The organism is Streptomyces sp. NPDC034084, assembly GCF_055575535.1.
In genome coordinates this window covers 609,008-633,597 of record NZ_JBVISK010000003.1, presented here as the reverse complement: position 1 = coordinate 633,597, position 24,590 = coordinate 609,008, and the positions used below count along the sequence as shown (strand labels likewise).

Sequence of the window (24,590 nt, the reverse complement as noted above, 5' to 3'; positions counted from 1 at the left end):
GCTGCTCCTCGTGAGTGGCGGGGGCGGGCGGGTGGGCCGGCGACAGGGGCGGCGGGACGGGCAGGGTCCGCGGTCAGGCATCCCGTGCGGCCAGCAGCTCCTCGATGTGGGCGGCGAGGTCACGCAGCCGCGGGTGGGCGTAGACGGCCTTCACGGGGAGCGCGACGGACAGTTCGGCCCGCACGCGGGAGACGAGCTTGATGGCGAGCAGGGAGTGGCCGCCGAGCTTGAAGAAGTTGTCGTCCGGGCCGATCGACGCGGCGCCGAGGACCTGCGTCCACACGCGGGCGATCAGCTCCTCCGCGCGGCCCTCGAGGGCGTCCGTGCCCTCGGTCCCGGTGGCCTGGGGCAACGTCTCCGTCGATGCCTCGAGGCGGGTGGGCAGGGCGGACCGGTCGAGCTTGCCGCTGGGCGTCGTGGCGAACCGGTCCACCGCGACGTACGCGCTCGGCACCATGTAGGCGGGCAGGCTGTCCGACAGCGCGGCACGCAGGGCGGCGGCGTTCCCGCCCCGGTGGTAGGCGATCAGGGAGGCGGTGCCGCCGGCGTCCTCGCCGAGGATCACGGCGGCCTCGGCGACGCCGTCGATCCGGGTCAGGGCGGCCTCGATCTCGGGGAGTTCGATGCGGTGGCCGCGCAGCTTGACCTGGCCGTCGGCGCGGCCGAGGTAGACGAGCCTGCCGTCGGGCAGCAGTCGGCAGCGGTCGCCCGTGCGGTACATGCGGCCGCCGGGGGCGTGGGCGCCACGGGCGTGGTCCCCGGCGGTGGCGGTGTCCCAGGGGGTGGCGATGTCTGCGACGAAACGTTCCGCCGTCAGTCCGGGCCGGCGCCGGTAGCCGCGGCCGACGCGCGGGCCCGCGAGGTACAGCTCGCCGGACTCCCCCGGCCCGACCGGGACGAGGTTCTCGTCGAGCAAGCGCATCCGGAGCCCCGGCAGAACGGCGCCGATGTGCGGCTCCCCGGGTCCCTCGATCCAGCCGGCGGTGGCGTCGACGGTGCACTCGGTCGGCCCGTACACGTTGAGCGCGCGCAGCAGACCGGAGTGGTGGGCGGTGGCGAGCCGGTCCCAGAGCGCCGGGCTGATCGCCTCGCCTCCGACCAGGAGGGTCAGGGGGCGCGGGCCGCCGTCCGCGGTGAGCAGGTCGAGGAGCGGGTCGGCGTGGGAGGGGGTGATGTCCAGGTCGGTGAGGGCCTGTTCGTCGACGAACGCAGCGAGGAGGGCCGGGTCACGGCGGGTCTCCTCGTCGATCATGACGAGGGTGTCGCCCCGGCAGAGCCGCGTCCACTGCTGGACGGAGGCGTCGAACGAGGGGGAGGCGTTCCAGCCGACCCGGCCGCCCTCACCGGTGGCGGCGCCCGTCTCCTCCAGCTCCTTCAGGAGCAGGGAGGCGGCGGCGCGACCGATCTCCACGCCCTTCGGGCGGCCGGTGGACCCGGAGGTGTAGATGACGTAGGCGAGCGTCTCCCCGGTGACGGGGACGGGCGTGTACGGGGCCGGGTCCGGGTCCCCGCTCGGGGTGGCCGTCAGCTCGGCGACCGTCACGGCCCGGGACGCGGGGGCCGGAGAGCCGTCCGCGCCGTCCACGACCACCAGGTCGGCGCCGGAGTCCTCTATCAGGTAGCGGCGGCGGTCGGCGGGCAGCGACGGGTCGACCGGCAGGTAGGCGGCTCCGGCGGTGAGAGTGCCGATGATGGCGGTGACCAGAGCGGCGCCTCGGGGCAGGCAGAGCGCCACGACGCTCTCCGGGCCGACGCCGAGGGCGCCGAGCCGGGCGGCGATCACGGCGGCCTCGGCGCGCAGCTCGTCGAAGGTGAGGCGGTCGTCGCCCGCGACGACGGCGGTGCGCCCGCCGGGAGCGGTGGCGAGCCGGGCGAGCAGGTCGGCCGCGCCGGTGCCGGCGGCGGCGCAGACGGCGGTGTCGACGGAAGAGGCGGACGGGGCGGACGAGGCCGGGGCCGCGGTGGAGCGCTCGGGGAGGACGGCGGTCATGGCGGGGCTCACCTTCCGTACAGGGTGGTGGAGGGGGCGGAGGTCGGGGAGCAGTCGGACAGCCGTACGGGCTCGCCCATGGCGACGACGATCTTCCGGTCTCCCGTGTACGACTCCCGGCCGTGCGCGCAGAGGATGTTGTCGACGAGCATGAGGTCGCCGGCCTGCCAGCTCTCCCGGAGGGTGACCGCCTGGTACACGTCGTTGATCGCGTCCACCTCGGCGTCGGTGAGGGCGGTGCCGTCGCCCAGGCGGGTGTCGAAGGGCAGCCCGTCGGCGCCGAACGTGTCGGTGAGGACCTCGCGGACGTCCTCGTCGAGGCTGCGGGCGTTCCAGAACGCGAAGTGGTTGAACCAGGACCGCTCGCCGGTCACCGGGTGGCTGATGATCGCGGAGCGGCGCTGACGGGTGCGCAGGGTGTCCTCGTCGAGCCACTCGTAGCCGATCGCGTGGGCGTCGCAGTACTCCTCCGCGCCCGCGGGTTCTTCCGAGGAGAAGGCCTTGCGCCAGGGCATCCCGGCCAGATCGGAGTAGTTGCGCACCAGCAGCCAGCCGGCCTCGGCGAACCGGGCCACCAGGTCCCGCGGCAGCATCGCGAGCGCCTTGCGCATGTCGCCGACGGTCGTCGCACCGCCGGTCTCGGGGGCGGTGAGGCAGCCGAAGAGCAGCACACCGGGGAAGTCCAGGGTGTAGCTGTTCTCGTTGTGCAGGCGGATCGCCTGGGCCGCCGGCAGGTCGGTGGAGGAGAACACCCCTTCGCCGAAGTCGCTGCGGGGAGTGGCCTTCTCCTTGTACCCGGCGCGCTGGGCGATCAGCGCGTCACGCGCCTCGGCGAAGGTCTCCGTGTCCGTCACGGGAAGCCCGCGCAGCATGACCGCGCCGGAGCGGTGCAGTTCGGCCTGGATGGCGGGGAGCTGGGCGGAGAGCCAGGCGGTGGCCTCCGCCATGGTGTCGAAGGCGGGCGTCCGGACGAGGGCCGGCTTGCCGGGCTCCCGGACGGCGGTGACGCCGGCGGTGACCGAGGGCTGGGCGTACGTGGTCATGGTGGGCTCCTGGGATCCCCTGTCGGGGGTCGGGTGTTGAGGAGGGGTCAGGCGTTGCTGGGAGCGGAGGCGGCGTGCAGCGTCTCCAGGACCGGGTTCAGGCGGGCGAAGAAGCCGGGCAGGTCCTGCTGGAAGTAGAAGTGGTCCCCGGCCAGAACTTCCGGCACGACCGGGTGTCCTGCCACGAGTGACCAGCCGTCGAGCATGTCGGTCGGGACGATCGGGTCGACGTCCCCGCCGAACACCGCGACCGGGCAGTCGACGCGTACGGCCGGGGCGGTGCAGCGGTAGGCGTCGTCGATGGCGAAGTCGGCGCGGATGGAGGGCAGGACGATCTCGCGGAGCTCCTCGTCGTCGAGGATGCCGTCGTCGGTGCCGCCGCGCTCCTTGATGGCCGCCACCAGCTGGTCGTCGTCGAGCCGCTCGGGGTGCACCGGGCACTGGTTGGGCAGCACGGGCGCCCGGCATGCGGAGGCGATCAGGCCCTGCGGGGTGCGGCCCACGGCCTGGAGGGCGCGGGTCACCTCGAAAGCGACCAGGGAGCCCATGCTGTGCCCGAGCACGACCAGGGCGCCGGTGTCCGCGGGGAGGGCGTCGACCACGGGCAGGGCCAGGTCGTCGACGGACTCCGGCAGGTCCTCGCTGAAGCGGGCGCCTCGGCCCGGGTACTGGCCGATGAGCAGCCGCACGTCGGCCGGGAGGTGCTCGCGCCACGCGCTGTACGCGTGCGCGTTGCCGCCGGCGTGCGGAAGGACGAGCAGCGACAGGCGGTGCGGCAGGTCGCCGGGCAGGTCCCAGACGACGTCCTCGGGGGCGGGGGTCGGGAGGGAGTGGTTCATGAGCTGATCCGTTCTGTAGCGGTCTCGTTGGTGGGCGCGGTCGCGCTGCCGGGCTCGGTCGGGTTGACCGTCTCGGCCCTGGTGCGGCGGCGGAGGGCGGGGCGGGCCTTCCTGGCCGGCGTGGTCTTCAGGGATTCGATGTGCTCGGCGAGCCGGGCGGGGGTGGGGTGCTGGAAGACGTCCCGGATGGTGAGCCGCACGTCGAGGGCCCCTGCGATGTGGTTGGTGAGGCGGGCTCCCAGGAGGGAGTGGCCGCCGTGGTGGAAGAAGTCGTCGTCGATGGTGAGGTCGTTGGGGGTGTCGAGGGTGCGGGCGAAGAGGGCGAGGAGGGTCTCTTCCAGGGGCGTGCGTGGAGCACGCCCGAGGGAGGCGACGGGAGCCGGCTCGGGCAGAGCGCGCTTGTCGACCTTGCCGTTGGGGGTCAGGGGCAGCCGCTCCAGGACGACCACATGCGTCGGGACGAGGTGCTCGGGCAGCAGCCCGGCCACGTGCCGACGGATCTCGTCGGCGTCCGTGGGCCCGCTGGTCACCACGTACGCGGCGAGCTGCTCGTGGTGGACGGTGACGACGGCCTGCGAGACGGCGGAATGCGTCAGGAGCGCGGCCTCGGCCTCGCCGGGCTCGACCCGGAAGCCCCGGATCTTGATCTGGTCGTCCGCACGACCGTCGTAGTGGAGCTGCCCCTGCCGGTCGAAGTGAGCGAGGTCGCCCGTCCGGTAGAGGCGCCCGCCCACGGAACCGAGGGGATCCGCTACGAAGCGGGTGGCGGTGAGGTCGGAGCGGCCCAGGTATCCGTGCGCGAGGCCCTCGCCGGCAAGGTACAGCTCACCGGTCACTCCCGGCGCGCACAGCTTCAGGTGGGCGTCGAGGACGTACGCGCCCTTGTTGACGAGCGGCGCGCCGATCGGGATCAGCGTCTGCGGCTCGTCGCCGGCCTCGACGGTGTGGGTCGTGGTGAATCCCATGGACTCGGCCGGTCCGTAGCCGTTGACGACCTTGATGCCGGGCTTGAGCTGCTGGAGCTTGTGCACGTGCGCCGGGGACGCCGCCTCACCGCCCGTGAAGGCGACGGTGACCGTGGCGAAGGCCTCGGGATGCTCGTCGACGAGGAAGTTGAACAAGCTCGCCGACAGCTGGAGCATCGTGACCCCGTGCTTACGGGACAACTCACCGATCAGCACCGGCTCCGGCCGCTGCCCCGGCTGCAACACCGTCACACCGCCGTGCAGCAGTGCGCCCCAGAACTCGAGACTGAACGCGTCCCACGACACCGGCGAGCACTGCAGGAACACCTCCCCCGCACCGAACCGCCCGTACGACTGACCCGACACCGTCGACACCAGATTCCGGTGCGAGGACAGAATCGCCTTCGGCCGGCCCGTCGACCCCGACGTGAACATCAAGCAGGCCGGGTCGTCGGGACTGAGCGCCAGCCCGAGGTTGCCGGGATTGCGGGTGAGGAGTTCGCCCGGGGCCTCGGTGTGGGTCTGCCACGGTCCGTCGACACGCCCCGCGAAAGCCGGCGCGGTGACGAGGTGGCTGATGCCGGCGTCGGTCGCCGCCGAGCGAAGCCGCTCGTCGGGAAAGTCCGGGTCGAGAAGCGTATAACCCGCACCCGTCTTGACCACGGCGATCACCGCCGCCGCGAACTCCACCCCGCGCTCGAGGAGCACACCCGCCATGTCGCCTCGGCCGAGTCCGTGGGCGCGCAGGTGGTGGGCCCACCGGTTGGCCGCGGCGTTCAGCTCCGCGTACGACACCTCGCGGACACCGTCGAGCAGCGCCGTCTCCTCCGGTCGCCGTACCACCTGCTCCTCGAACCTCTCGACAAGGGTGGCGTCACCCACCTCGGCGACGACCCCCGCCCACGGGCCGGTCAGCAGCTCGCGCTCCGCGCTCGACAGCACCTCCAGATCCGACAGCCGCAGGTTCGGCTCGTCGAGCACCTGGGCCAGCACCTGGCCGAGTACCGAGGCCATGCGCCGTACCGTCGCCTCGTCGAACAGCTCGGCCGCGAAGAGGATCGCGCCGTGCAGACGCCTGCTGTCGTCGGAGCGGAGCAGGAACTCGAGGTCGAACTTCGCCGCTCCATTCCCGAGGCCGGATATCTCGGTGGTCCGGACCCCGGGCAGGTGGAGCTCCGGAACGCCGCCCACTTCCAGGCCGAGGCAGATCTGGAAGAGGGGGTGCCGCGCGAGGCTCCGGGTGGGATTGACCGCTTCGAGGACCAGATCGAACGGGGCCTCCTGATGCGCGAACGCGTCCAGGTCCGCCGTACGCACCCGGCCCAGCAACTCGCGGAAGCTCGGGTCACCCGCGCTGCTGGTCCGCAGCACCAGCGTGTTCACGAAGAACCCCACCAGATCCTGCACCGACCGCTCACCACGGCCCGCCACCGGCGTACCGATCGCCAGATCCGCCCCCGCACCCAGCCGTGACAGCGCCGCGACCAGCGCCGCGTGCACCACCATGAACGGCGTGCACCCCTCCGAGCGGGCGAGACCCGCGATGCGCTCGAACAGGTCCGCACCGAGATCGAGCTCGACCTCACCACCACGATGCGTGGCCCTGGCCGGCCTCGGACGGTCCAGATTCAGCCCGTGCTCCTCCGGCAGACCCGCCAACGCCCCACGCCAGAAAGCCAGCTCCCGGCCCAGGACACTCTCCGGATCGTCCGCCGCACCCAACACCCGCCGCTGCCACACCGCGTAATCCGCGTACTGCACAGCCAACGGCTCAAGGACGCAACCTTCGACCCCCGCCACCCGGGCCTCGTAAGCCCGCTCCAGATCCGCGAAGAACACACCGTTCGACAGACCGTCCGTCGCGATGTGATGCACCACCAACGACAGCACCACGGCACCGCCACCCAGCTCGAACACCACCGCCCGCAAAGGAAGCTCCACCGCCAGATCGAAGACCCGCCCGGCAAGCTCCGCCAGCTCGGCATCGACGTCGGAGGCGGCGACGCGCCGGCGCTGCACCGGCACCCGCGCCCGCCCGGGCGGCAGGACCCGCTGGCGCGGCTCGCCCTCCACCGACTCGAACACCGTCCGCAGCGGAGCATGCCGCTCCACCACATCGTTCAACGCGGACTCCAAGGCCCCGACGTCCACACCGCCCCCACACCGCACCACCATCGGCACGTTGTACGCGGCACTGTCCCCCTCCAGCTGCGACAACAGCCACAACCGCCGCTGAGCGAACGACGCCGGAGCCAGCTCGCCGGCCCCCTCCCCCGCGACCAGCGGCGGGAGAGCGTCTCCCTCTTCCCGCCCCGCGACCAGCTCCGCGAGCCCAGCCACCGTCGGACGTCCGAACACGTCCCGGATCGTCAGCCGGGCACCCAGCACCTCGGCAATGTGGTTCGTCAGCCGGGCCGCCAGGAGGGAGTGGCCGCCGTGGTGGAAGAAGTCGTCGTCGATGGTGAGGTCGGCGGGGGTGTCGAGGGTGCGGGCGAAGAGGGCGAGGAGGGTCTCCTCCAGCGGGGTGCGCGGGGCACGCCCGAGGGAGGCGACGGGAGCCGGTTCGGGCAGAGCGCGCTTGTCGACCTTGCCGTTGGGGGTCAGGGGCAGCCGCTCCAGGACGACCACATGCGTCGGGACGAGGTGCTCGGGCAGCAGCCCGGCCACGTGCCGACGGATCTCGTCAGCGTCCGTGGGCCGGCTGGTCACCACGTACGCGGCGAGCTGCTCGTGGTGGACGGTGACGACGGCCTGCGAGACGGCGGAATGCGTCAGGAGCGCCGCCTCGGCCTCGCCGGGCTCGACCCGGAAGCCCCGGATCTTGATCTGGTCGTCCGCACGACCGTCGTAGTGGAGCTGCCCCTGCCGGTCGAAGTGAGCCAGGTCGCCCGTCCGGTAGAGGCGCTCGCCGGTCGCCGCGAAGGGGTTGGGTACGAAGCGCGTGGCGGTCAGATCCGACCGGCCCAGGTACCCGTGGGCAAGACCATCACCGGCCAGGTACAGCTCACCGGTCACCCCCGGCGCGCACAGCTTCAGGTGGGGGTCAAGGACGTACGCGCCCTTGTTCACCAGAGGAGCGCCGACCGGAACCACCATGAGCGGCTCGTCGCCGGCCTCGACGGTGTGGGTCGTGGTGAATCCCATGGACTCGGCCGGTCCGTAGCCGTTGACGACCTTGATGCCGGGCTTGAGCTGCTGGAGCTTGTGTACATGCGCCGGGGACGCCGCCTCACCGCCCGTGAAGGCGACGGTGACCGTGGCGAAGGCCTCGGGATGCTCGTCGACGAGGAAGTTGAACAGGCTCGCCGACAGCTGGAGCATCGTGACCCCGTGCTTACGGGACAACTCACCGATCAGCACCGGCTCCGGCCGCTGCCCCGGCTGCAACACCGTCGTACCGCCGTGCAACAGTGCGCCCCAGAACTCGAGACTGAACGCGTCCCACGACACCGGCGAGCACTGCAGGAACACCTCCCCCGCACCGAACCGCCCGTACGACTGACCCGACACCGTCGACACCAGACTCCGGTGCGAGGACAGAATCGCCTTCGGCCGGCCCGTCGACCCCGACGTGAACATCAGACACGCCACATCGTCCGGGCTCAGTTCCGTGCCGAGGTTCTCCCCGCTCAGGTCGACCAGCTGGTCGGGGGAGCAGGACGCCGTGTCCCAGGGTCCGGTCAGGCGCGCGGCGAGGCGGGGCTCGGCCACCAGGACGCTGATGCCGGCGTCGGTCGCCGCCGAGCGAAGCCGCTCGTCGGGAAAGTCCGGGTCGAGAAGCGTATAACCCGCACCCGTCTTCACCACCCCGATCACCGCCGCCGCGAACTCCACCCCACGCGCCCAGAGCACGCCCGCCATGTCGCCTCGGCCCAGGCCGCGGGACCGCAGGTGTCGGGCCCAGCGGTTGGCGGCGGCGTTGAGCTCGGCGTATGTGACCTCGCCGCTCTCGCCGACCAACGCCACCCGGTCGGGGAACGTCGCCGCCTGTTCCTCGAACCGCTCCACCAGGGTCGTGTCCAGCGCTTCCGCCACCGGCCCGGACCACGGGCCGGTCAGGAGCTCGCGCTCCGCGCTCGACAGCACCTCCAGATCCGACAGCCTCAGGTTCGGCTCGTCGAGGACCTGGGCCAGCACCTCGCCGAGGACGGTCAGCATGCGCCGTACCGTGGGCTCGTCGAACAGCTCCGCTGCGAAGAGCACGGTTGCCCGCAACTCCCTGGCGTCGTCGGAGCGGAGGAAGAACTCCAGATCGAACTTGGCGGACCCATTGGCGAACTTCTCGACCGGGCCGGTGCGGACACCGTTTGGCCGGAAGGCGACGCCACCATCGGTCTCCAAACCGAGGCAGATCTGGAAGAGGGGGTGTCGCGCGAGGCTCCGGGTGGGGTTGACCGCTTCGAGGACCAGATCGAACGGGGCCTCCTGATGCGCGAACGCGTCCAGGTCCGCCGTACGCACCCGGCCCAGCAAGTCACGGAAGCTCGGGTCACCGGTACTACTCGTCCGCAGCACCAGCGTGTTCACGAAGAACCCGACCAGATCCTGCACCGACCGCTCACCCCGGCCCGCCACCGGCGTACCGATCGCCAGATCCGCCCCCGCACCCAGCCGTGACAGCGCCGCGACCAGCGCCGCGTGCACCACCATGAACGGCGTACACCCCTCCGAGCGGGCGAGAACCGCGATGCGCTCGAACAGGTCCGCACCGAGGTCCAGCTCGACCTCACCACCACGATGCGTGGCCCTGGCCGGCCTCGGACGGTCCAGATTCAGCCCGTGCTCCTCCGGCAGACCCGCCAACGCCCCACGCCAGAAAGCCAGCTCCCGGCCCAGGACACTCTCCGGATCATCCGCCGCACCCAACACCCGCCGCTGCCACACCGCGTAATCCGCGTACTGCACAGCCAACGGCTCAAGGACACTTCCCTCCGCCCCCGCGACCCGGGCCTCGTAAGCCCGCTCCAGATCCGCGAAGAACACACCGTTCGACAGACCGTCCGTCGCGATGTGATGCACCACCAACGACAGCACCACGGCACCGTCACCCAGCTCGAACACCACCGCCCGCAGCGGAAGCTCCACCGCCAGATCGAAGACCCGGCTCGCGGCCGCAGCCAACTCCCCTTCCAGGCAAGCAGAGTCGATCCTCCGCCGGTCCACGGACACGCCCGCGCGCTCGGGCGCCAGGATCCGCTGGCGCGGCTCGCCCTCCACCGACTCGAACACCGTCCGCAGCGGAGCATGCCGCTCCACCACATCGTTCAACGCGGACTCCAAGGCCCCGACGTCCACACCGCCCTCACACCGCACCACCATCGGCACGTTGTACGCGGCACTGTCCCCCTCCAGCTGCGACAACAACCACAACCGCCGCTGAGCGAACGACGCCGGAGCCGATTCGCCGGCCCCCTCCCCCGCGACCAGCGGCGGGACGTCCCGTACACCACTCTGCTCACCGAGCAGCTCCGCGAGCCCCGCCACCGTCGGGCGCCCGAACACGTCCCGGATCGTCAGCCGCACGCCGAAGGCGTCGGCGATGTGGTTCGTCAACCGGGCCGCCAGCAGCGAATGGCCGCCGAGGGAGAAGAAACTGTCGTCGACGCCCACCGGGCCGGCCGTCTCCAGGGTCCTGGCGAACAGGGCGGCCAGGATCTCCTCGGTCTCGTCGCGCGGGGCGCGCTGGGTTCCCTGGCTCGCCGTGGGCGCCGGGAGCGCCCGCTTGTCGATCTTCCCGTTGGGCGTCACCGGCAGGCGTTCGAGTGTGGTCAGGTAGGTGGGGACGAGGTGGTCGGGGAGCCGGTCGGCGACGTGCCGGCGGATGTCGTCGGGGTCTGTCCGCCCGTCCGTGGCGACGACGTAGGCGGCCAGCCGCTTCTCGTGGACGGTGACGACGGCCTGGGTGACGGCGGGGTGTGTCAGGAGCGCGGCCTCGGTCTCACCGGGCTCGACGCGGAAGCCGCGGATCTTGATCTGGTCGTCCACCCTGCCCTCGTACCGGAGGTGTCCGTCCTGGTCGAACCGGGCGAGGTCCCCCGTCCGGTACAGCCGGCCGCCTCCGGTGCCGTAGGGGTTCGGTACGAAGCGGGTGGCCGTCAGATCGGGCCGCCCCAGGTATCCGTGGGCGAGGCCCTCGCCCGCCACGTACAGCTCACCCGTCACCCCCGGCGGGCACAGGTTCAGCCGGGCGTCCAGGACGTAGGCCGGCTTGTTGACCAGCGGGGTGCCGATGGGGATCACCGCGTGCGGCTCTTCTCCGGCCTCGACGGTGTGGGTGGTCGCGTAGATCATGACCTCGGCGGGCCCGTAGCCGTTGAGGACGGTGATGCCGGGCCTGAGCTGCTGGAGCTTGTGGACGTGCGCCGGGGAGGCGGCCTCGCCCACCGTGAAGGCGGTGGTGACGGTCTCGAAGGCCTCGGGGTGTTCGTCGGTGAGGTAGTTGAAGAGGGTGGCGGACAGCAGGAGCGTCGTGACGTGGTGCCGGCGCGCGAGCTCGGTCACGAGGACCGGTTCGGGTTTCTGTCCCGGCTGGAGGACGGCGGTGCCGCCGTGGAGGAGGGCTCCCCAGAACTCCAGGCTGAACGCGTCCCAGGACACCGGCGAGCACTGGAGGTAGACCTGGTCCGGGCCGGCGGGGAGGTAGGGCTGTCCGATGAGGGTCGACGCCAGGTTGCGGTGGGAGGACAGGATGGCCTTGGGCCGACCAGTGGAGCCGGACGTGAACATCAGGCAGGCGGGGTCGTCGGGGCCGAGCGGCAGGCCGAGGTTGCCGGGGTGGTGGGACAGGAGTTCGCCCGGGGCTTCGGTGTGGGTGGCCCAGGGACCTTCGACGCGCTCGGCGAGGACCGGGCGGGTGACGAGGTGGCTGATGCCGGCGTCGGCGGCCGCCGAACGGAGCCTGTCGTCCGGGAAGTCCGGGTCGAGGAGCACGTGCGCGGCGCCGGTCTTCAGGACGGCGAGCAGAGCGGTGGCGAAGCGGGTTCCGCGCTCGAAGAGGACGCCGGCCATGTCGCCGCGTCCGAGGCCGCGGGAGCGCAGGTGGCGGGCCCAGCGGTTGGCGGCGGCGTTGAGCTCGGCGTACGTGACCTCGCCCGCCCCGTCTATGAGCGCGACGCCGTCGGGGTACCGTGCCGCCTGCTCCTCGAAGCGCTCCACGAGCGTCGTCTCCACCGCGTCGGCCACCGGCCCGGACCACCGGCCGGTCAGCAGCTCGCGCTCCGCGCTCGACAGCACGTCCAGGTCGGCGACCCCGCGCTCGGTCGGCCGCTCGGCGGCGAGGGCGGTGGTGAGGAAGGCGGCGAACCGGTCCTGGTGGGTGGCGACGGCCGTCACGTCGACACCGTCGACCGGAGTGTCGAAGTCGATGCGGAGGCCGTTCGCGGCGCCCAGGTCGAGCACGGCGACGCTGAGGTCGTCGACCGGGCCGTTGCTCACGTTGTGGTTGACCGTCGGGTGGCCGCACACGGTGAGCTCCGCGTGGAAGCCCATGATGTTGAGGACGGGAGTCGCCAGGCCGCGTGCGCCGTCGATGACACCCGCGTCGCGGCACAGGTCCTCGTACCGGGTCATCTGGTGGCGCAGCCCGTGCTTGACCTCGGCTCCCACCGAGCGGACCAGTGCGCCGAGCGATTCGTCGGGCCGGACCCGGAGCCTCAGCGGGACGACGTTCGACGACATCCCGGGGGTGCTGCGCGCGAGTCGGGACGTCCTGCCGGTCACCGGCAGGGCGATCACCAGCTCCGTGCGTCCTGTGACGCGGTGCAGGTAGGCCGCGAACAGCGCCACGAGGAGGACGGACCAGGAGGCGCGCTCGCCGCGGGCGACCGAGCGGAGCCGGTCGGCGTCCGCCGGGGACACCCGTACGCTCCGGCGGGCGAAGGGCAGGCCGCCGTGCGCGGCCGTCGCCCGCCCGGTGCCCCGGACGAGCCCGGCGGGCGCGTCGGGGGCTCCGGCGAGGTGCTCGCGCCAGGCGGCGCGCTCGGTGGCGGCCTCCTCGGACCGGCGGTACTCCGCGTCCTCGGCGAGCAGCTCCGCCAGGCTCCCGAACGGGGAGGGGCCCCAGGGTTCGCCGGCGACGGCCCGCTCGTACAGCTCGATCAGTCGCGCCAGCGCCATCGAGACGCCCACGCCGTCGACGACCAGGTGGTGGAAACCGTAGAAGTAGAAGTACCTCTCCTCGCCGAGCCTGATCAGCGCGCAGCGGACGGGCGGCTGGTCGGTGAGGTCGAAGGGGGCGCAGATCAGGGCGTCGATGAGCCGCCAGGCTTCGGCTTCCGGGTCGTCGGTGGCGCTCACGTCGGTGAACGGCAGGCTGCGCGAGCCGACGCCGGCGTCGACCAGCTGCCAGACCTGCTCGCCGTCGTCCTCGAAGCGGCGGATGCGGAGGAAGTCCGCCTCCTCCACGAGCCGGCGCCAGGCGGCCGCCATCAGCTCCGGGTCGACGGGGCCGTTGATCTCGCGGCATTCGGCGACGTTGTACTTCAGGCCGGTGGGGTCCAGGGCGTGCGCCGTCCAGATGTCACGCTGGGCCACCGAGAGCGGCAGCCGGACGGCGGCCGGAGCGGGTGCGACGGGCGTGTCGAACGGCATGAGGGGCTCCTGTGGAGGTCACGACGGAGGAGGAAGGTGAGGGAGAGGAGGACTCGGCGGGGCAGTCGCCATACAACCCGTGGGCCGGTGCGGGGAGCGGCAGTTGATCCGGCGGTACGTCAGCGGTTCGGCGACGGAGCGGCAGTCGGGCGGCAGCGGTTCCGGCAGTCGCGGGGGCCGAGTGCGCCACGCGTCCGGGATGCCGTTCAGCGGGCGGGGGTCGGCAGCACGGCCGCCGTCGGGGACTCGGATGTGGTCATCACGAGGGCACGCACCACCCGCAGCACGCGGAACGCGGAGCGGCCACCGTCCGTGTCGGTCCGGATCACGCCGCTGACCAGGAGGTCACGGACCATCCGGCCGCAGGACGGCAGGGGCATGCCGGTCAGCCGTACGACGTCCTCGAGGACGAACTCGTCGCCCCGCGCGGCGCAGAGCGTGCCGATCAGCACCCGGTGGCCGCCCGGCAGGGCGGCGAGCGTCCGGGCGACGCGCTCGCGGAGACGGGAGCCGGACCGGCCGTCGGCCAGGTGGTCGAGCAGCGACGCCGGGTCGGACTCCACGATGCCGCGCAGGGTGGTCAGGTCGCAGACGGTGAGCCAGGAGGCCGCGGTGGACAGTGCGAGCGGATGACCGTCGAGCCGGTGGCTGACCCACGCGATGTCGGCGAGGACGCGGTCGTCGGGAACGATGTCGGGCCGGACGTGGCGGAGCCGGCTGAGGAGGAACCGGGCGGCGGGCGCGTCGGGACGGATGCCGTCGGAGGGGTTCGGCGCCTCCAGCGGGGAGAGCAGGAAGAGGCGTTCGCCGGGGACGTCCCAGGGTTCGTCGGCGGTGACGAGGAGGCGGAGTCCGGGCAGCTCGCGCAGCAGTCGGCTGAGGCGGTGGAAGTCGAGCAGCGCGGTGTCGACGCCGTCGAGGACGAGGAGCACCGCCCGGTCGCCGAGGGCGCCCGCCAGGTCGGTGGCCAGGTCGTGGGCCTCGCCTTCGCCGTGCAGGTAGGCCGCGCAGTCGGCCGTCAGGGCGGCGAGCCGGCCGTCGCATGAGGGCAGGCAGTCGGCGACGGCTCCGGGGGCGGTGTGCCACAGCACCGGGAAGCCGGCATCGTACAGCCGGGCCGCCGTCTCCAGGGCCAGGCGGGTCTTGCCGACGCCGCTCAGGCCGACGACGGTGATCAGCCGTTCGGCTCCGGAGCGCAGCTCGTCCGTGAGGACGGTGGACTCGGCGTCTCTCTCGATGAGCGGGTGCAGCGGTACCGGCGGCGCCGGCCGTTCGTCGGCGAGGTGCCGGGTTCCGATGCCGCCGCGGTGTCCGCGTCGTACCGCGTCCTCCAGGACCGTGCGGGCCCGGGGGCCGAGGCGCAGGCCGTCGGCGATCAGCCGGATCGTGTCGGCTCTGGGCCGCTGCGCCTTCCCCTTCTCCAGGTCGCGGATGGCGCGGACGCTGATGGTGGAGAGGTCCGCCAGCTCCTGCTGGGTCAGGCCGATGCGGAGCCGGTGGCCGCGTATGAGGGTGCCGAGGGCGGCGGTGGCCGTCACGGTGTCCTCGGGGGAGAGACTGGTCGTCATGAGAAGCTCCCGCTCGTCGAGTTGGGGCGGGCCTCCGGCCGAGGGCCCGGTCGGGCCGCCGACCGGGGGCTGCGCCTCGCCGTCTGCTGGGACCCATCGTCCGGACGCGACTATTCAGGGGGCATCCCGTCACTAAGGGCGGGTCGGGGGGCCGTGATAGCGGTGCGGGGCCCGTGATAGCGCGGCGGGAGGGGCGCTGTTCCGTGATAGCGGGGTGATAAGGCAGCGAGCGGTGTGGTGAATCCGCGTGTTCCTAGGTTGGTGGTCAGAAGGAAACGCCGCACACAACCGAGAGGCAGAATCCGATGTCGCACACCACCGCCGCCGCCCGCACGTCCCTCCGCGCCGCCGTCACCTCCGCGCTGATCGTGGTACTGACCGGGGTCGGTGTGCAGGCGAGCTGGGCCGACGGGACGACGGGCACCACCACCGGCACGACTCCGGTCTGCACCACCACGGGCACGACGGGCACCACCTCGGGCACCACGACCACCGGTGGCACCACCACCCCGTGCAGCAGCGACAACAACCCCTGGGACTGACCCGCGCTGCCCTGTCCCCCCGCGGCCGACCGTCCGCGCGCTCAGCAGCCGGTCGCGAGCAGCCTTTCCGCCTCGGCGAGTTCCCGCCCCATGCGGCGCTCCCGGAACACCTCGACCGCCGGGACGAGCAGCTCCCGGGAACGGCCCGGCTCCGCGTCGAGGAGACGGGCGAGGTCAAGGCGCGCCAGCGCGCCCCCGCCAAAATCCATGACGCCCTCCCGTGCGGTCACCGCACGGTCGTAGAAGTCCCTGGCCCGGTCGGGACGGCCCATGACGGCGAATGCGTGGCCCAGGTCGCGGAGCAGATGGCCCTCTCCGATCACGTCGCCGGAATCGCGGCACAGCTCCAGTACTTCCGTGAAGGTCAGGACCGCCAGGTCGCTCCGGCCCTGTTCGAGCAGCAGTTGCCCGACCCGCCGCAGTGTCCTCGCGCGGCCGCCGGTGTAGCCGACCCCCTCGTAGATCTCCAGCGCCTCGTCCAGCTGGCTCTGCGCCGCCGCGATCTCACCCTGCCGCATCCGGATGTGCGCGCTCTGGGTGAGGACGATCGCGCGGCCCACCACGTCGCCCGCCCGGTCGAAGTCGGCCAGGGACCTCCGGTACAGCTCCAGGGCCGAGGAGTCGTCGCCGTTCGTGCGCGCGATGAGCGCCATGTCGCGCCGGCACAGCGCCTCGCCCATCGGCTCGTCGAGTGCCTGGAAGACGTCGAGCGCCGAGTTCAGTGCCTGCCGGGCCGTGTCGAACTGGTTGCGGCTCATGTAGAGCGAGCCGAGCGACGCCCGTACGGCGGCGGTGCCCCGCAGGTTCCCCGCTTTGCGGACGGCGGCCAGCGCGCTCAGATGGGTCTGCTCCCACAGGTCGTAGTGGCCGCGCACCTCGAACAGCGTGACGAGCGAGGTGGCGAGGTCCCAGCTGAGGTCGTGGAGCCCCGCGTCGGCGGCGTGTTCGACCATCCCGCACAGGGCGGCCTGTTCCGCGTCGAGCCAGGCCAGCGGGTCGGCGAGTACCTCGTCGGTGTACGGGGCCGGGGGCTCCCAGCGGGGCGCGTCGCCGTGCAGGACGGTGAAGTCCCCTCCGTACACCTGCCGGTGGGCCTGCTGGGCCAGGTGCATCCAGCCGCCCGCCATGCGGGCGAGCGCTTCCCGCCGCCCCTCGGGCGTGTGGTGCGCGGCCAGCTGTTCCCGCGCGTACACGCGGATGATCTCGTGGAAGCGGTAGCGGAAGCCGCCAGTGCGCTCCACTCCGGCGACGTCCAGCATCTGCACGTCGACCAGCGGTTCCATCAGGTCCGAGGGAAAGGGGCGGCGGTCGTCGAGCAGCGCGCCGGCCAGCCAGCTCGGCAGGGTCGGTGCCTGCGCCATGCTCAGGAGCCGCAGCAGCCGGCGGTCCTCGGTCGCCAGGCCCTCGTAGGTCAGCGACAGGCTGGCGCGCATCGTCATCTCACCGTGGGTGAGTTCGTCGAGCCGGTGCCGCTCGTTGGCGAGCCGCTGCACCATGGACGCCAGGGTCCAGTGCGGGCGGGCCGCGAGCCGGGCGGCGACGATCCGCAGGGCCAGCGGGAGCCGGCCGACCGTGCGGACGAGGGCCTCGGCGGCCGCGGCCTCGCCCGCGACGCGTTCCCGTCCGATGATCCGGGAGAGCAGTTCGAGCGCGCGGTCCTCGGAGAGCACGTCGAGTTCCACGCGGTGCGCGCCGGGCAGGGCGGTGAGTCGGGCCCTGCCGGTGACGAGGACGGCGCAGCCCCGGCTGCCGGGGAGCAGGGGCAGCACCTGTCCTTCGCCGGCGGCGTCGTCGAGGACGACCAGGACGCGGCGCGAGGCCAGTCGGGTGCGGTACATCTCGGCCCGCTCGTCCAGGGACTCGGGTATCAGCTGGCCGGGTATGCCGAGGGCGCGCAGGAACCGTCCCAGGACCTCTTCTGGGGTGGCCGGGGTGCCGGTGGTTCCGCGCAGGTCGCAGTAGAGCTGTCCGTCGGGGAAGCCGGTCTCGGAGAGCCTGTGGGCGACGTGCACGGCGAGGGTCGACTTGCCGGTGCCCGGCCTTCCCGTGATGGCGGCGAGTCCGACGGTGGTGCGGCCGGGCCGTCCGGTCAGTGCCTCTTCGAGGGCGGCGACCTGGCCGGCGTCGGAGACGAAGTCGGCGACGGCGGCGGGCAGCTGGTGCGGTACGGCGTCCTGCCGTGCCGCGTCCGGGGGCGTCGAAGCCGTCGGGGCGGCCGCTGCGGACCTCTCCTCGGCCGCCTCGCCCTCTCCCGCGGCCCCTGTCTCCCCGCGGTCCGGTGCCGTTTCCCCGGGCGGTGCCTTCTCCGCCGGTACGCGGACGGGTGCGGCGCCGGCGGGCGCCTGGAGCCGGCCCGCGAGGATCGCCGATTCCAGCTCCCTGAGCTCCCGGCTGGGTTCCAGACCGAGTTCCTCGGCGAGGAAGCGTCGCGCGGTGCGGAAGGCCTCCAGGGCCTCGGCCTGCCGGCCCGACCAGTACAGCGCCTGGATCAGCTGGCCGTGCAGCTTCTCCCGGAGCGGGTGTTCGCGAGTGAGGCGCTGGAGTTCGCCCACGAGGCCGTCGTACCGGCCGAGTTCGAGTTCGAGCTGGATGCGGAGTTCGACGGCGGCGAGGCGTTCCTCGTTGAGCTGGCGCGCCTTGTTCGCGAGCGGGCCGCTGTCGAGGCCGGACAGGCAGTCGCCCTGCCACAGCGTCACCGCGTTCCTCAGCAGCAGCACCGCTCCGTCGAGTTCGCCGCGCTCGCGCAGTCGGCGGGCCCGTAAGACGAGGCCGGTGAAGAGCGCGGCGTCCACGTTCGCCGCGTCGGTGTGCAGGATGTACCCCGGGGGCCGGGTGGTGATCGAGACCTCGCCGTCCGCTCCGGCGAGAAGCTTCCGCAGCCGCGAGACGCAGATCTGCACCTGGGTGCGGGCGGTCTCGGGCGGGTTGTCCTCCCAGATGAGGTCCACCAGGTGGGGGGTGCTGACCACCCGGTTCGTCTCCAGGAGCAGCGCCGCGAGGATCACCTCCTGGCGCCCGGGAGGAAGCCGCAGCGGCCCGTCGGGGCCGTGGACCTGCAATGGTCCCAGGACCCGGAAGACAAGCGGTGACATGTCCGGGAGTTCCTGGGATCTGTCCCCGATGTCGTCCGTCACCGATTCCCCCACCAAAGAAACGAGTTGACACCTCAGGTCCGAGTGAGGACAGTCTCCACAACCACCCCCGCCCTGTCCATGCCGTGAAGATCCCGGTCGGAGATAGAGGGGGGATAACGTGGAGTTGGCGGCTCCCCCCAGAATCCTGGCCGAGAGGGAAAGGGGCTCAGCCGTTGAACCGCCAAGATGACACGAGCGCCGGGCTATCGGGGTCGGCCGACCTGGTCACCGCCGCAGGAATCGACCACGTCCGCCTGGTCTACGACTACCTCGACGCCGGTGACCTGGACTCGTGCGCCTCGCTTCTGCACGACGGCGTGGTCCTCGAACTGCCGGGTCTGCCGCCGGTCCACGGCCGTGCGGCAGTCCTGCACACGCACTTCGGGCGCACCCTGCCGCGGGCCCACTACGAGATCGACCGGGTCATGGGGCAGGGCCGCAGCGTGGTCGCCACGGGGCGCCGTGTGGTGCCGGGCACGGACGGGCAGGATCTGCGCTTCGCCGATCTCTTCACGATCGCCGACGACGGCATGGTCCTCGCCTGCACCCGGTACTACCACGTGGCGCCGTGAGCGAGGCCCGGATGTCCCCCGTCCTCGGCCTCTCTACGGGGTCGGCGGCATCCCGCTCCAGGTGCGGACCGGTGTTCCGTGGGGAGGAGATGTCCCCGTCGAGTACGGACCATGGGGCCGTTCCGTCCGCGCCACCCGTTCGGCGGGCTCGCCGCGCGGGAGGCAGGTGGCGCTCTTAGAGTCGGCCCGGACTCGAAAACCCCCACCGCCGTGAACTGGATCATCGTCCGGTACACGGCCAGCGGCCCGTCGGGCTTCCCGGCCGTCAACCGGCTTCAGGACGCCACGTGGCTGAGTCCACTGTCGGAGTGGACCGGTGACCCGGACGACTACTCCCCTCCCACCGGCGTCCCCGTCCCTTCCGGGACCGACGCCGAGACGCCGCCCGTCGATCAGGTCCACGCGCTCAGCGGTCGCGAGGCACTGGTACGACGATGGTGATCGCGGCGGGGGCCCGCCCGCGTCAGGCGACCAGCTCGTAGATGCTCGCGGCCGTCAGCCACAGGCCGACGAGGAGCGAGAGTGTGACGATCAGCTGCTCCTGGTGCCGGCCCAACCACGTCCGCAGGGCGTTAAGCCGGGCCTCCGCGGCCGCAGGTGCCCAGACCACGTACATCTCCATGACGATGAGGCTGAGGGTGGCCAGCAGGCAGTAGCCGGTCAGCGCGAGCCAGTCGCCGGCGGTGGAGAGGTTCGCCGAAAGGGCCGTCGCAGCACCGGCGCCGACCAGTCCCCAGGGCTGCAGCAGCCACGCCAGGCCGGCTGCCGTGGCCCAGGAGGCGTCGTCGATCCGGGCGGCCCAGCGCGGTGGGCCGTGCGGTCGCGGCGGCCGGTGCCGCCGGTGCGCGCCGTACAGCACCAGCGCCAGACCGATGGCGAGTTTGGCGGCGATCGCGGCGGTCGAGGGCGCGCTGTGGCGGGCCGGGGGCTGACCGCCGGTCAGCAGTACCACGACCGCGATCACGGCGATCAGGTTGGCCAGCCACGACAACAGGAAGGCGAGCCCCTTACGGACGCCGCGCCGCGAGGAGAGCAGCAGGATGAAGGCGCTGTTGTGCAAGGGCCCCAGAGTGATGGCCGTACCGATCACCACCAGTTCGAGGACCATCGGACCAGTCGCTCCCGGGCGTCAGGCCGTCCGCCGCCCAGGGACTGGGGCCGGCCGGCAGAGGGGTGCGGCGCCGCCACGGTGCCGCATCCCGACTGTGCAGGCGGCGGCCCGGCGGGTCAAGCAGGCCACGCCCAGGAAGGCAGCACTTCACAGCCCCGACCGCCTCTGCCCGGGCCCTTTCGACACACGGCCTACAGCCCCGGTCCGTTGTACGCGCCGCGGTGGGGCTTCGTGGTCGCGCTCACCGGGTTCCCCCAGTAGTCGCGGCCTCCGTTGCCGCTGATCACGGCGCCGTTGTCGAGGGCGGGGGACGTGGAGCGCAGTCGGTAGCCGTCGGCGGAGTGGATCGTGTCGCCGCCGCTGCCGGGGTTGACGAACCGCGGGTCGCCGGCGATGCCGTTGGCGGTCGGCCGGGGCACTCCCTGGAAGACGTTCCACAGCCAGGAGATCCCGGCCGCCGTGGGAAGCCGGGAGTCGGTGGTCCCCACCCAGATGTTGTTCTCGACGACGCTCTCGTCGGGGAGCGTGATGCTGAACCTCTTGTCCGTGCAGTAGAAGACGTTGTTGTACAGGTGCAGAGCGGAGCGTCCGGCGCTGACGCTGCTCATGCGGCAGTCGTTCTCGGAGATGTTGTAGCGGATGATCTGCCGGGCGCCGCCGATGGTGCCGCAGCCGTCGCAGTCGAGGAAGAAGCCGCCGATGTTGTCGCGGCTGAAGTTGTACTGGATCGTGCAGGTGCCGGTGTTGCCCCAGTCGCAGTCGAACGCCTGGCTGTCGGCGACGGACATGCGCGTGATGCCGTACACGGCGTTCTTCTGGATGGTCGGGTCGTGGTCGCCGAGGACCCAGATGCCGGCGAAGTTGCCGCCGGAGAACGGATAGACGCCGTTGCCGACGCCGGAGGCGTTGTTGTACTGGATCAGGGGCGCGTCGGCGTAGCTGGCGATGATGCCGTCACCGCCGACGTCCTTGACGGTGTTGTTCTCGATCAGGACTCCGCTGCCCTTGACGGACATGGAGCCGACGCGGATCTTGAGGCCGCCGCCGCCCGTGTTGCTGATCCGGTTGTCGTGGACGTGGACGTCGTGGAGGGTCGAGTCGGTGCCGCTCGCGCCCGTGACGATGCCGGCGGACTGGATGAAGTCCTCGGTGGTGAGGCTGTTCTTGTTCGTCTGGCCGGCGACCCGGTCGATGACGAGGTTGCCTATGTCGAAGCCGCGGTGCGCGGTTCCGTCGGTGGCGGAGATCCGCAGTCCGGTGCGGCGGGCGAGCGTGGAGGCGGGGTTGGTGAGCGTGAGGTCGCTGATCCGCCAGTGGTCCTGGTTGGTCAGGGAGACCGCGTCGGGGGCACCGCCGCCGTCGATGACGGGGAGGGCGCCGGTGCCGTACCTGGTGAGGACGACCGGGGCGGCGGCGGTGCCGCTGCCCCGCGGGGCGAGGGAACCCGTACACACGCTTCCGGAGGCGAAGGCGAGCGTGTCTCCGGGGCCGTACGTCTTCCCGTTGGCCTGTCCGATGCTGTTGAACGGCGCGGTCTGGCTCCCGTCCCCGGCGGCGGTCCGTGAGCAGTCCACGTAGGTGACGCTTCCCGCGGCCACTGCTGGCGAGCCGGCGAGGACGGCGCTTCCGGTGAACACGAGCGCGGCGGCGACGAGCCCACGGCCCGTCGACTGCCGTGCGGGCAGAGCTCTGATGGTCATGACGCGACAACCTCTCTGGCGGGCGGGTGCGGCCAGAAGCTAGGTGCGGTCGGTGATCGAGTCAATGCGTTCTCGTCGATTGATCGAGTTTCGATCAGGGTGCGGACGATTGGTCGATCCCGGAAACGGGCCCGCCCTTGGGCCGACGGCTCCCGGGATGCCCTCGTACGTCCCGGTCAGACTCCCGTCAGCACCCTGCCGCGGCCGGTACGAGATGGAGTCGGCAGGCTTCCAGTGCGGCGTCGAGATGAGCGCCGAGGCCTGGGTCGGGGGCCAGTACGGAAAGACGGTGCATGGTCAGCATCGCGTCCCAGGCCGACGTCCTGGCCAGGGGTGACGCGCCCCAGGGGATCTCTTCGAGGTGGGTCCAGAGGTGGGCACCGAAGCCCAGATGAATCGTTCCTGCCCGGGATTCCTCCTCGTCGAGGGCTCGGCGCGCGGCCGCCAGGAAGGTGATGGCGTCCTCCGGACCGAGCGCCGAGACGACGACCCGGAGATGGGAGGCGGTCAAGGACGTGACCTCGGCCCAGTCGGCCGTGTCACCGAAGTGCTCGCACAGACGTACGTTCAACAGGTGTTCCATGTCAGCGGTCATGCATGCACAGATACGTTTACGCGGCCCACGTCGCCCGTCACGACACGCGGGAGGTACCGTCCGCCCCCCGTACGGAGTGATCGCCGCCCGGCCCGCCCGGCGTCGTACCGCGCACGCCCCTCCCGGCCCCCGTGCCGGGAAACGCCCGGGGGCCGGGGCGGCAGAAAGCGCCCCGGCCCTCGGTGGGAACGGTCTCGGCAGGATCAGACCTGCTCGTCCTCCGGGATGCTGACCAGCCAGCGGGAGTCCTTGCGCGGCCGCAGGTACAGCGCCCAGTAGAGGGTGGCCACCGCCGTGATGCCGCCGGTCCACAGGAGGTACTCGGCGTCCTGCATGTACAGGACGTAGGCGAGGACGCCGATCAGCGCCACCGGGACGGCCGGCCAGAGCGGCATGCGCCACGCCGCGACCTCGCGGTGCGCCCCCCGGCGGCTGAACAGCGCCGCCACGGCGACCAGCAGGTACATGCCGGTGACGGATACGCCGGTGACGCCGTAGAGCGTGTCGAGGTTGACGAAGCACAGGGCCGCGCCGGGGACGCCCACGACCAGCGTGGCCACCCACGGGGAGCCGAAGCGGCCCAGGCGGGACAGCGCGTTGTTGACGGGCTCCGGCCAGGCCTTGTCGCGGGCGGAGGCGAACAGGACGCGGGAGTTCTGGATGACCATGACGATGCCGGCGTTGATGATGGCCAGCGCGACGCAGAGGCTGATGAAGGTGCCGACGGCGGAGTTGGACCAGGCCTCGATCATGCCGCTGATGTCGCCGCCGGTCAGCGTCTCCAGGTCGCCGGCGCCGAGGGTGATGGCGACGACGGGCACCAGGATGACGGCGGTGGAGATGGCGAGGGTGGCGAGCACGGTGCGGGCCACGGTCTTGCGCGGGTTCTCCAGCTCCTCGGAGAGGTAGACGGCCGTCGAGAAGCCCTGGGTGATGAAGAGGGCGATGGCGAGGCCGGAGACGACCATGGCGCCGGTGACGAGCGAGTGCGTGCCGCCCTCGGCCGCGACCTGGCCGTGGATCAGCGCGCCGACGCCCCGCTCGGAGTGGGAGAAGCCGAGGACCGCGACGAGGCCGGCCGCGACCACCTCAAGCACGAGGAAGATGCCGGTGATCCAGGCGTTGGCGCGCAGGTCGAGGAGGCCCGCGAGGGTGGCGAGGAGCATGACACCGGCGCCGGCGAGGGGGGCGGGGATGTGCACCAGGGGCGCGAGGTAGTCGGCGGTCCCCATTGCGATCACCGGTGGCACGATCATCACGACCAGCAGCGACAGGACGAAGACCAGCCAGCCGGCCAGACGGCCCGAGAGGGTGGAGACGATGGCGTACTCGCCGCCCGCGCTGGGGATCAGGGTGCCCAGCTCGGAGTAGCAGAACGCCACGCCGATACAGAGCAGCGAGCCGATCGCGATGGTGAGGGCGGCGTACGTGCCCGCTCCGCCGAACAGGTCTGGCACGACCACGAACAGGGTGGAGGCGGGCGTCACGCACGACAGCGTGAGCAGCGTGCCGCCCACGACACCGATGGAACGCTTGAGCTTCTGGGGCACGGGGCCGGTCGGGGGGGCCAACGCGTGCGGGGCGCTGAGGGTGTCGGTCATCAGGCGGTTCCGATCGATGCGAGCGGTGATTCTGGGCGGGAGCGGTATCGCCTCCGAGGCGGCTGGTGATCAGGTGGTTCCGTGGGCTCCCGGGCTGAATGGAAGCCTGGGCGGAACCGCAGGTCAATGGCTCGCCTGCTGCGGAATCCGTCGCCGCGACCCCGTTCGGCGGGCCAAGGGGGCGCCAAGGAGGCCCGAGGACGGCGGAATCGCTCCGTACGGGAACCGCACCCCGTCCGCCAGGACTTTTCCCGCGCTTTACCGCCGCTCCACATGCCGGAATCCCGGGTCGAACAGCCGGAGCCCTTTTGACCGGGAACGGATAGTAGCCATGTACATAG

Annotated in this window: 13 protein-coding genes; 3 read left to right on the top strand and 10 right to left on the bottom strand. The window is 72.0% G+C overall.

All coding sequences use genetic code 11. The features are described 5' to 3' along the window. Positions 1-73: 73 nt before the first annotated feature. From ACZ51I_RS13790 to ACZ51I_RS13770, 5 genes are all read right to left on the bottom strand, one after another. Positions 74-1,990, bottom strand: coding sequence for a non-ribosomal peptide synthetase (locus tag ACZ51I_RS13790; RefSeq protein ID WP_468875080.1), 1,917 nt, complete (start codon positions 1,988-1,990; stop codon positions 74-76). 8 nt (positions 1,991-1,998) lie between these two features. Further along, positions 1,999-3,033, bottom strand: a complete 1,035-nt coding sequence (locus ACZ51I_RS13785; RefSeq protein WP_468875078.1) for a TauD/TfdA family dioxygenase — start codon at positions 3,031-3,033, stop codon at positions 1,999-2,001. Positions 3,034-3,080: 47 nt separating this feature from the next. Then, positions 3,081-3,872: a thioesterase II family protein gene (locus ACZ51I_RS13780; protein ID WP_468875075.1), complete on the bottom strand. Its 792-nt coding sequence runs from the start codon at positions 3,870-3,872 to the stop codon at positions 3,081-3,083. Then, entirely contained in the window at positions 3,869-13,426 is a 9,558-nt protein-coding gene (locus ACZ51I_RS13775; protein ID WP_468875073.1) for a non-ribosomal peptide synthetase, read from the bottom strand. Before ACZ51I_RS13775 ends, ACZ51I_RS13780 begins: the two co-directional genes overlap by 4 nt. 206 nt (positions 13,427-13,632) lie before the next feature. Further along, entirely contained in the window at positions 13,633-14,994 is a 1,362-nt protein-coding gene (locus ACZ51I_RS13770; protein WP_468875071.1) for a helix-turn-helix domain-containing protein, read from the bottom strand. 305 nt (positions 14,995-15,299) lie between these two features. Here ACZ51I_RS13770 and ACZ51I_RS13765 point away from each other — a divergent pair, with 305 nt between their 5' ends. Then, on the top strand, positions 15,300-15,536 hold the full coding sequence (locus tag ACZ51I_RS13765; RefSeq protein ID WP_468875069.1) for a hypothetical protein: 237 nt from the start codon (positions 15,300-15,302) through the stop codon (positions 15,534-15,536). Positions 15,537-15,577: 41 nt separating this feature from the next. On the opposite strand, the gene ACZ51I_RS13760 is transcribed toward ACZ51I_RS13765, so the two are convergent. Next, positions 15,578-18,628, bottom strand: coding sequence for an AfsR/SARP family transcriptional regulator (locus tag ACZ51I_RS13760; protein WP_468875067.1), 3,051 nt, complete (start codon positions 18,626-18,628; stop codon positions 15,578-15,580). Between the two features lie 215 nt (positions 18,629-18,843). Between ACZ51I_RS13760 and ACZ51I_RS13755 the strand changes: the two genes are divergently transcribed. Together ACZ51I_RS13755 and ACZ51I_RS13750 are read left to right on the top strand one after the other, a co-directional pair. Beyond that, positions 18,844-19,242: a nuclear transport factor 2 family protein gene (locus ACZ51I_RS13755; RefSeq protein WP_468875065.1), complete on the top strand. Its 399-nt coding sequence runs from the start codon at positions 18,844-18,846 to the stop codon at positions 19,240-19,242. Positions 19,243-19,353: 111 nt separating this feature from the next. Further along, a complete protein-coding gene (locus ACZ51I_RS13750; RefSeq protein WP_468875063.1) occupies positions 19,354-19,683 on the top strand; it encodes a hypothetical protein in 330 nt (109 codons plus the stop codon). A gap of 22 nt (positions 19,684-19,705) precedes the next feature. Here the strand turns inward: ACZ51I_RS13750 and ACZ51I_RS13745 are convergent, their stop codons facing one another. The 4 genes from ACZ51I_RS13745 to ACZ51I_RS13730 all read right to left on the bottom strand — a co-directional run bounded on the left by ACZ51I_RS13745 (position 19,706) and on the right by ACZ51I_RS13730 (position 24,249). Beyond that, on the bottom strand, positions 19,706-20,350 hold the full coding sequence (locus ACZ51I_RS13745) for a GAP family protein (protein WP_468875060.1): 645 nt from the start codon (positions 20,348-20,350) through the stop codon (positions 19,706-19,708). 194 nt (positions 20,351-20,544) lie between these two features. Next, complete coding sequence (locus ACZ51I_RS13740; RefSeq protein WP_468875058.1) at positions 20,545-22,053, bottom strand: right-handed parallel beta-helix repeat-containing protein; 1,509 nt, start codon at positions 22,051-22,053, stop codon at positions 20,545-20,547. A 187-nt stretch (positions 22,054-22,240) separates the two neighbouring features. After that, complete coding sequence (locus tag ACZ51I_RS13735) at positions 22,241-22,624, bottom strand: hypothetical protein (RefSeq protein WP_468875055.1); 384 nt, start codon at positions 22,622-22,624, stop codon at positions 22,241-22,243. Between the two features lie 227 nt (positions 22,625-22,851). Next, entirely contained in the window at positions 22,852-24,249 is a 1,398-nt protein-coding gene (locus tag ACZ51I_RS13730; protein ID WP_468875053.1) for an APC family permease, read from the bottom strand. Positions 24,250-24,590: the final 341 nt, after the last annotated feature.

Coding starts and splice junctions, on each gene's coding strand:
- ACZ51I_RS13790 (WP_468875080.1), bottom strand. CDS start 1,990: ATGACCGCCGTCCTCCCCGAGCGCTCCACCGCGGCCCCGGCCTCGTCC.
- ACZ51I_RS13785 (WP_468875078.1), bottom strand. CDS start 3,033: ATGACCACGTACGCCCAGCCCTCGGTCACCGCCGGCGTCACCGCCGTC.
- ACZ51I_RS13780 (WP_468875075.1), bottom strand. CDS start 3,872: ATGAACCACTCCCTCCCGACCCCCGCCCCCGAGGACGTCGTCTGGGAC.
- ACZ51I_RS13775 (WP_468875073.1), bottom strand. CDS start 13,426: ATGCCGTTCGACACGCCCGTCGCACCCGCTCCGGCCGCCGTCCGGCTG.
- ACZ51I_RS13770 (WP_468875071.1), bottom strand. CDS start 14,994: ATGACGACCAGTCTCTCCCCCGAGGACACCGTGACGGCCACCGCCGCC.
- ACZ51I_RS13765 (WP_468875069.1), top strand. CDS start 15,300: ATGTCGCACACCACCGCCGCCGCCCGCACGTCCCTCCGCGCCGCCGTC.
- ACZ51I_RS13760 (WP_468875067.1), bottom strand. CDS start 18,628: ATGTCACCGCTTGTCTTCCGGGTCCTGGGACCATTGCAGGTCCACGGC.
- ACZ51I_RS13750 (WP_468875063.1), top strand. CDS start 19,354: ATGGGGCCGTTCCGTCCGCGCCACCCGTTCGGCGGGCTCGCCGCGCGG.
- ACZ51I_RS13745 (WP_468875060.1), bottom strand. CDS start 20,350: ATGGTCCTCGAACTGGTGGTGATCGGTACGGCCATCACTCTGGGGCCC.
- ACZ51I_RS13740 (WP_468875058.1), bottom strand. CDS start 22,053: ATGACCATCAGAGCTCTGCCCGCACGGCAGTCGACGGGCCGTGGGCTC.
- ACZ51I_RS13730 (WP_468875053.1), bottom strand. CDS start 24,249: ATGACCGACACCCTCAGCGCCCCGCACGCGTTGGCCCCCCCGACCGGC.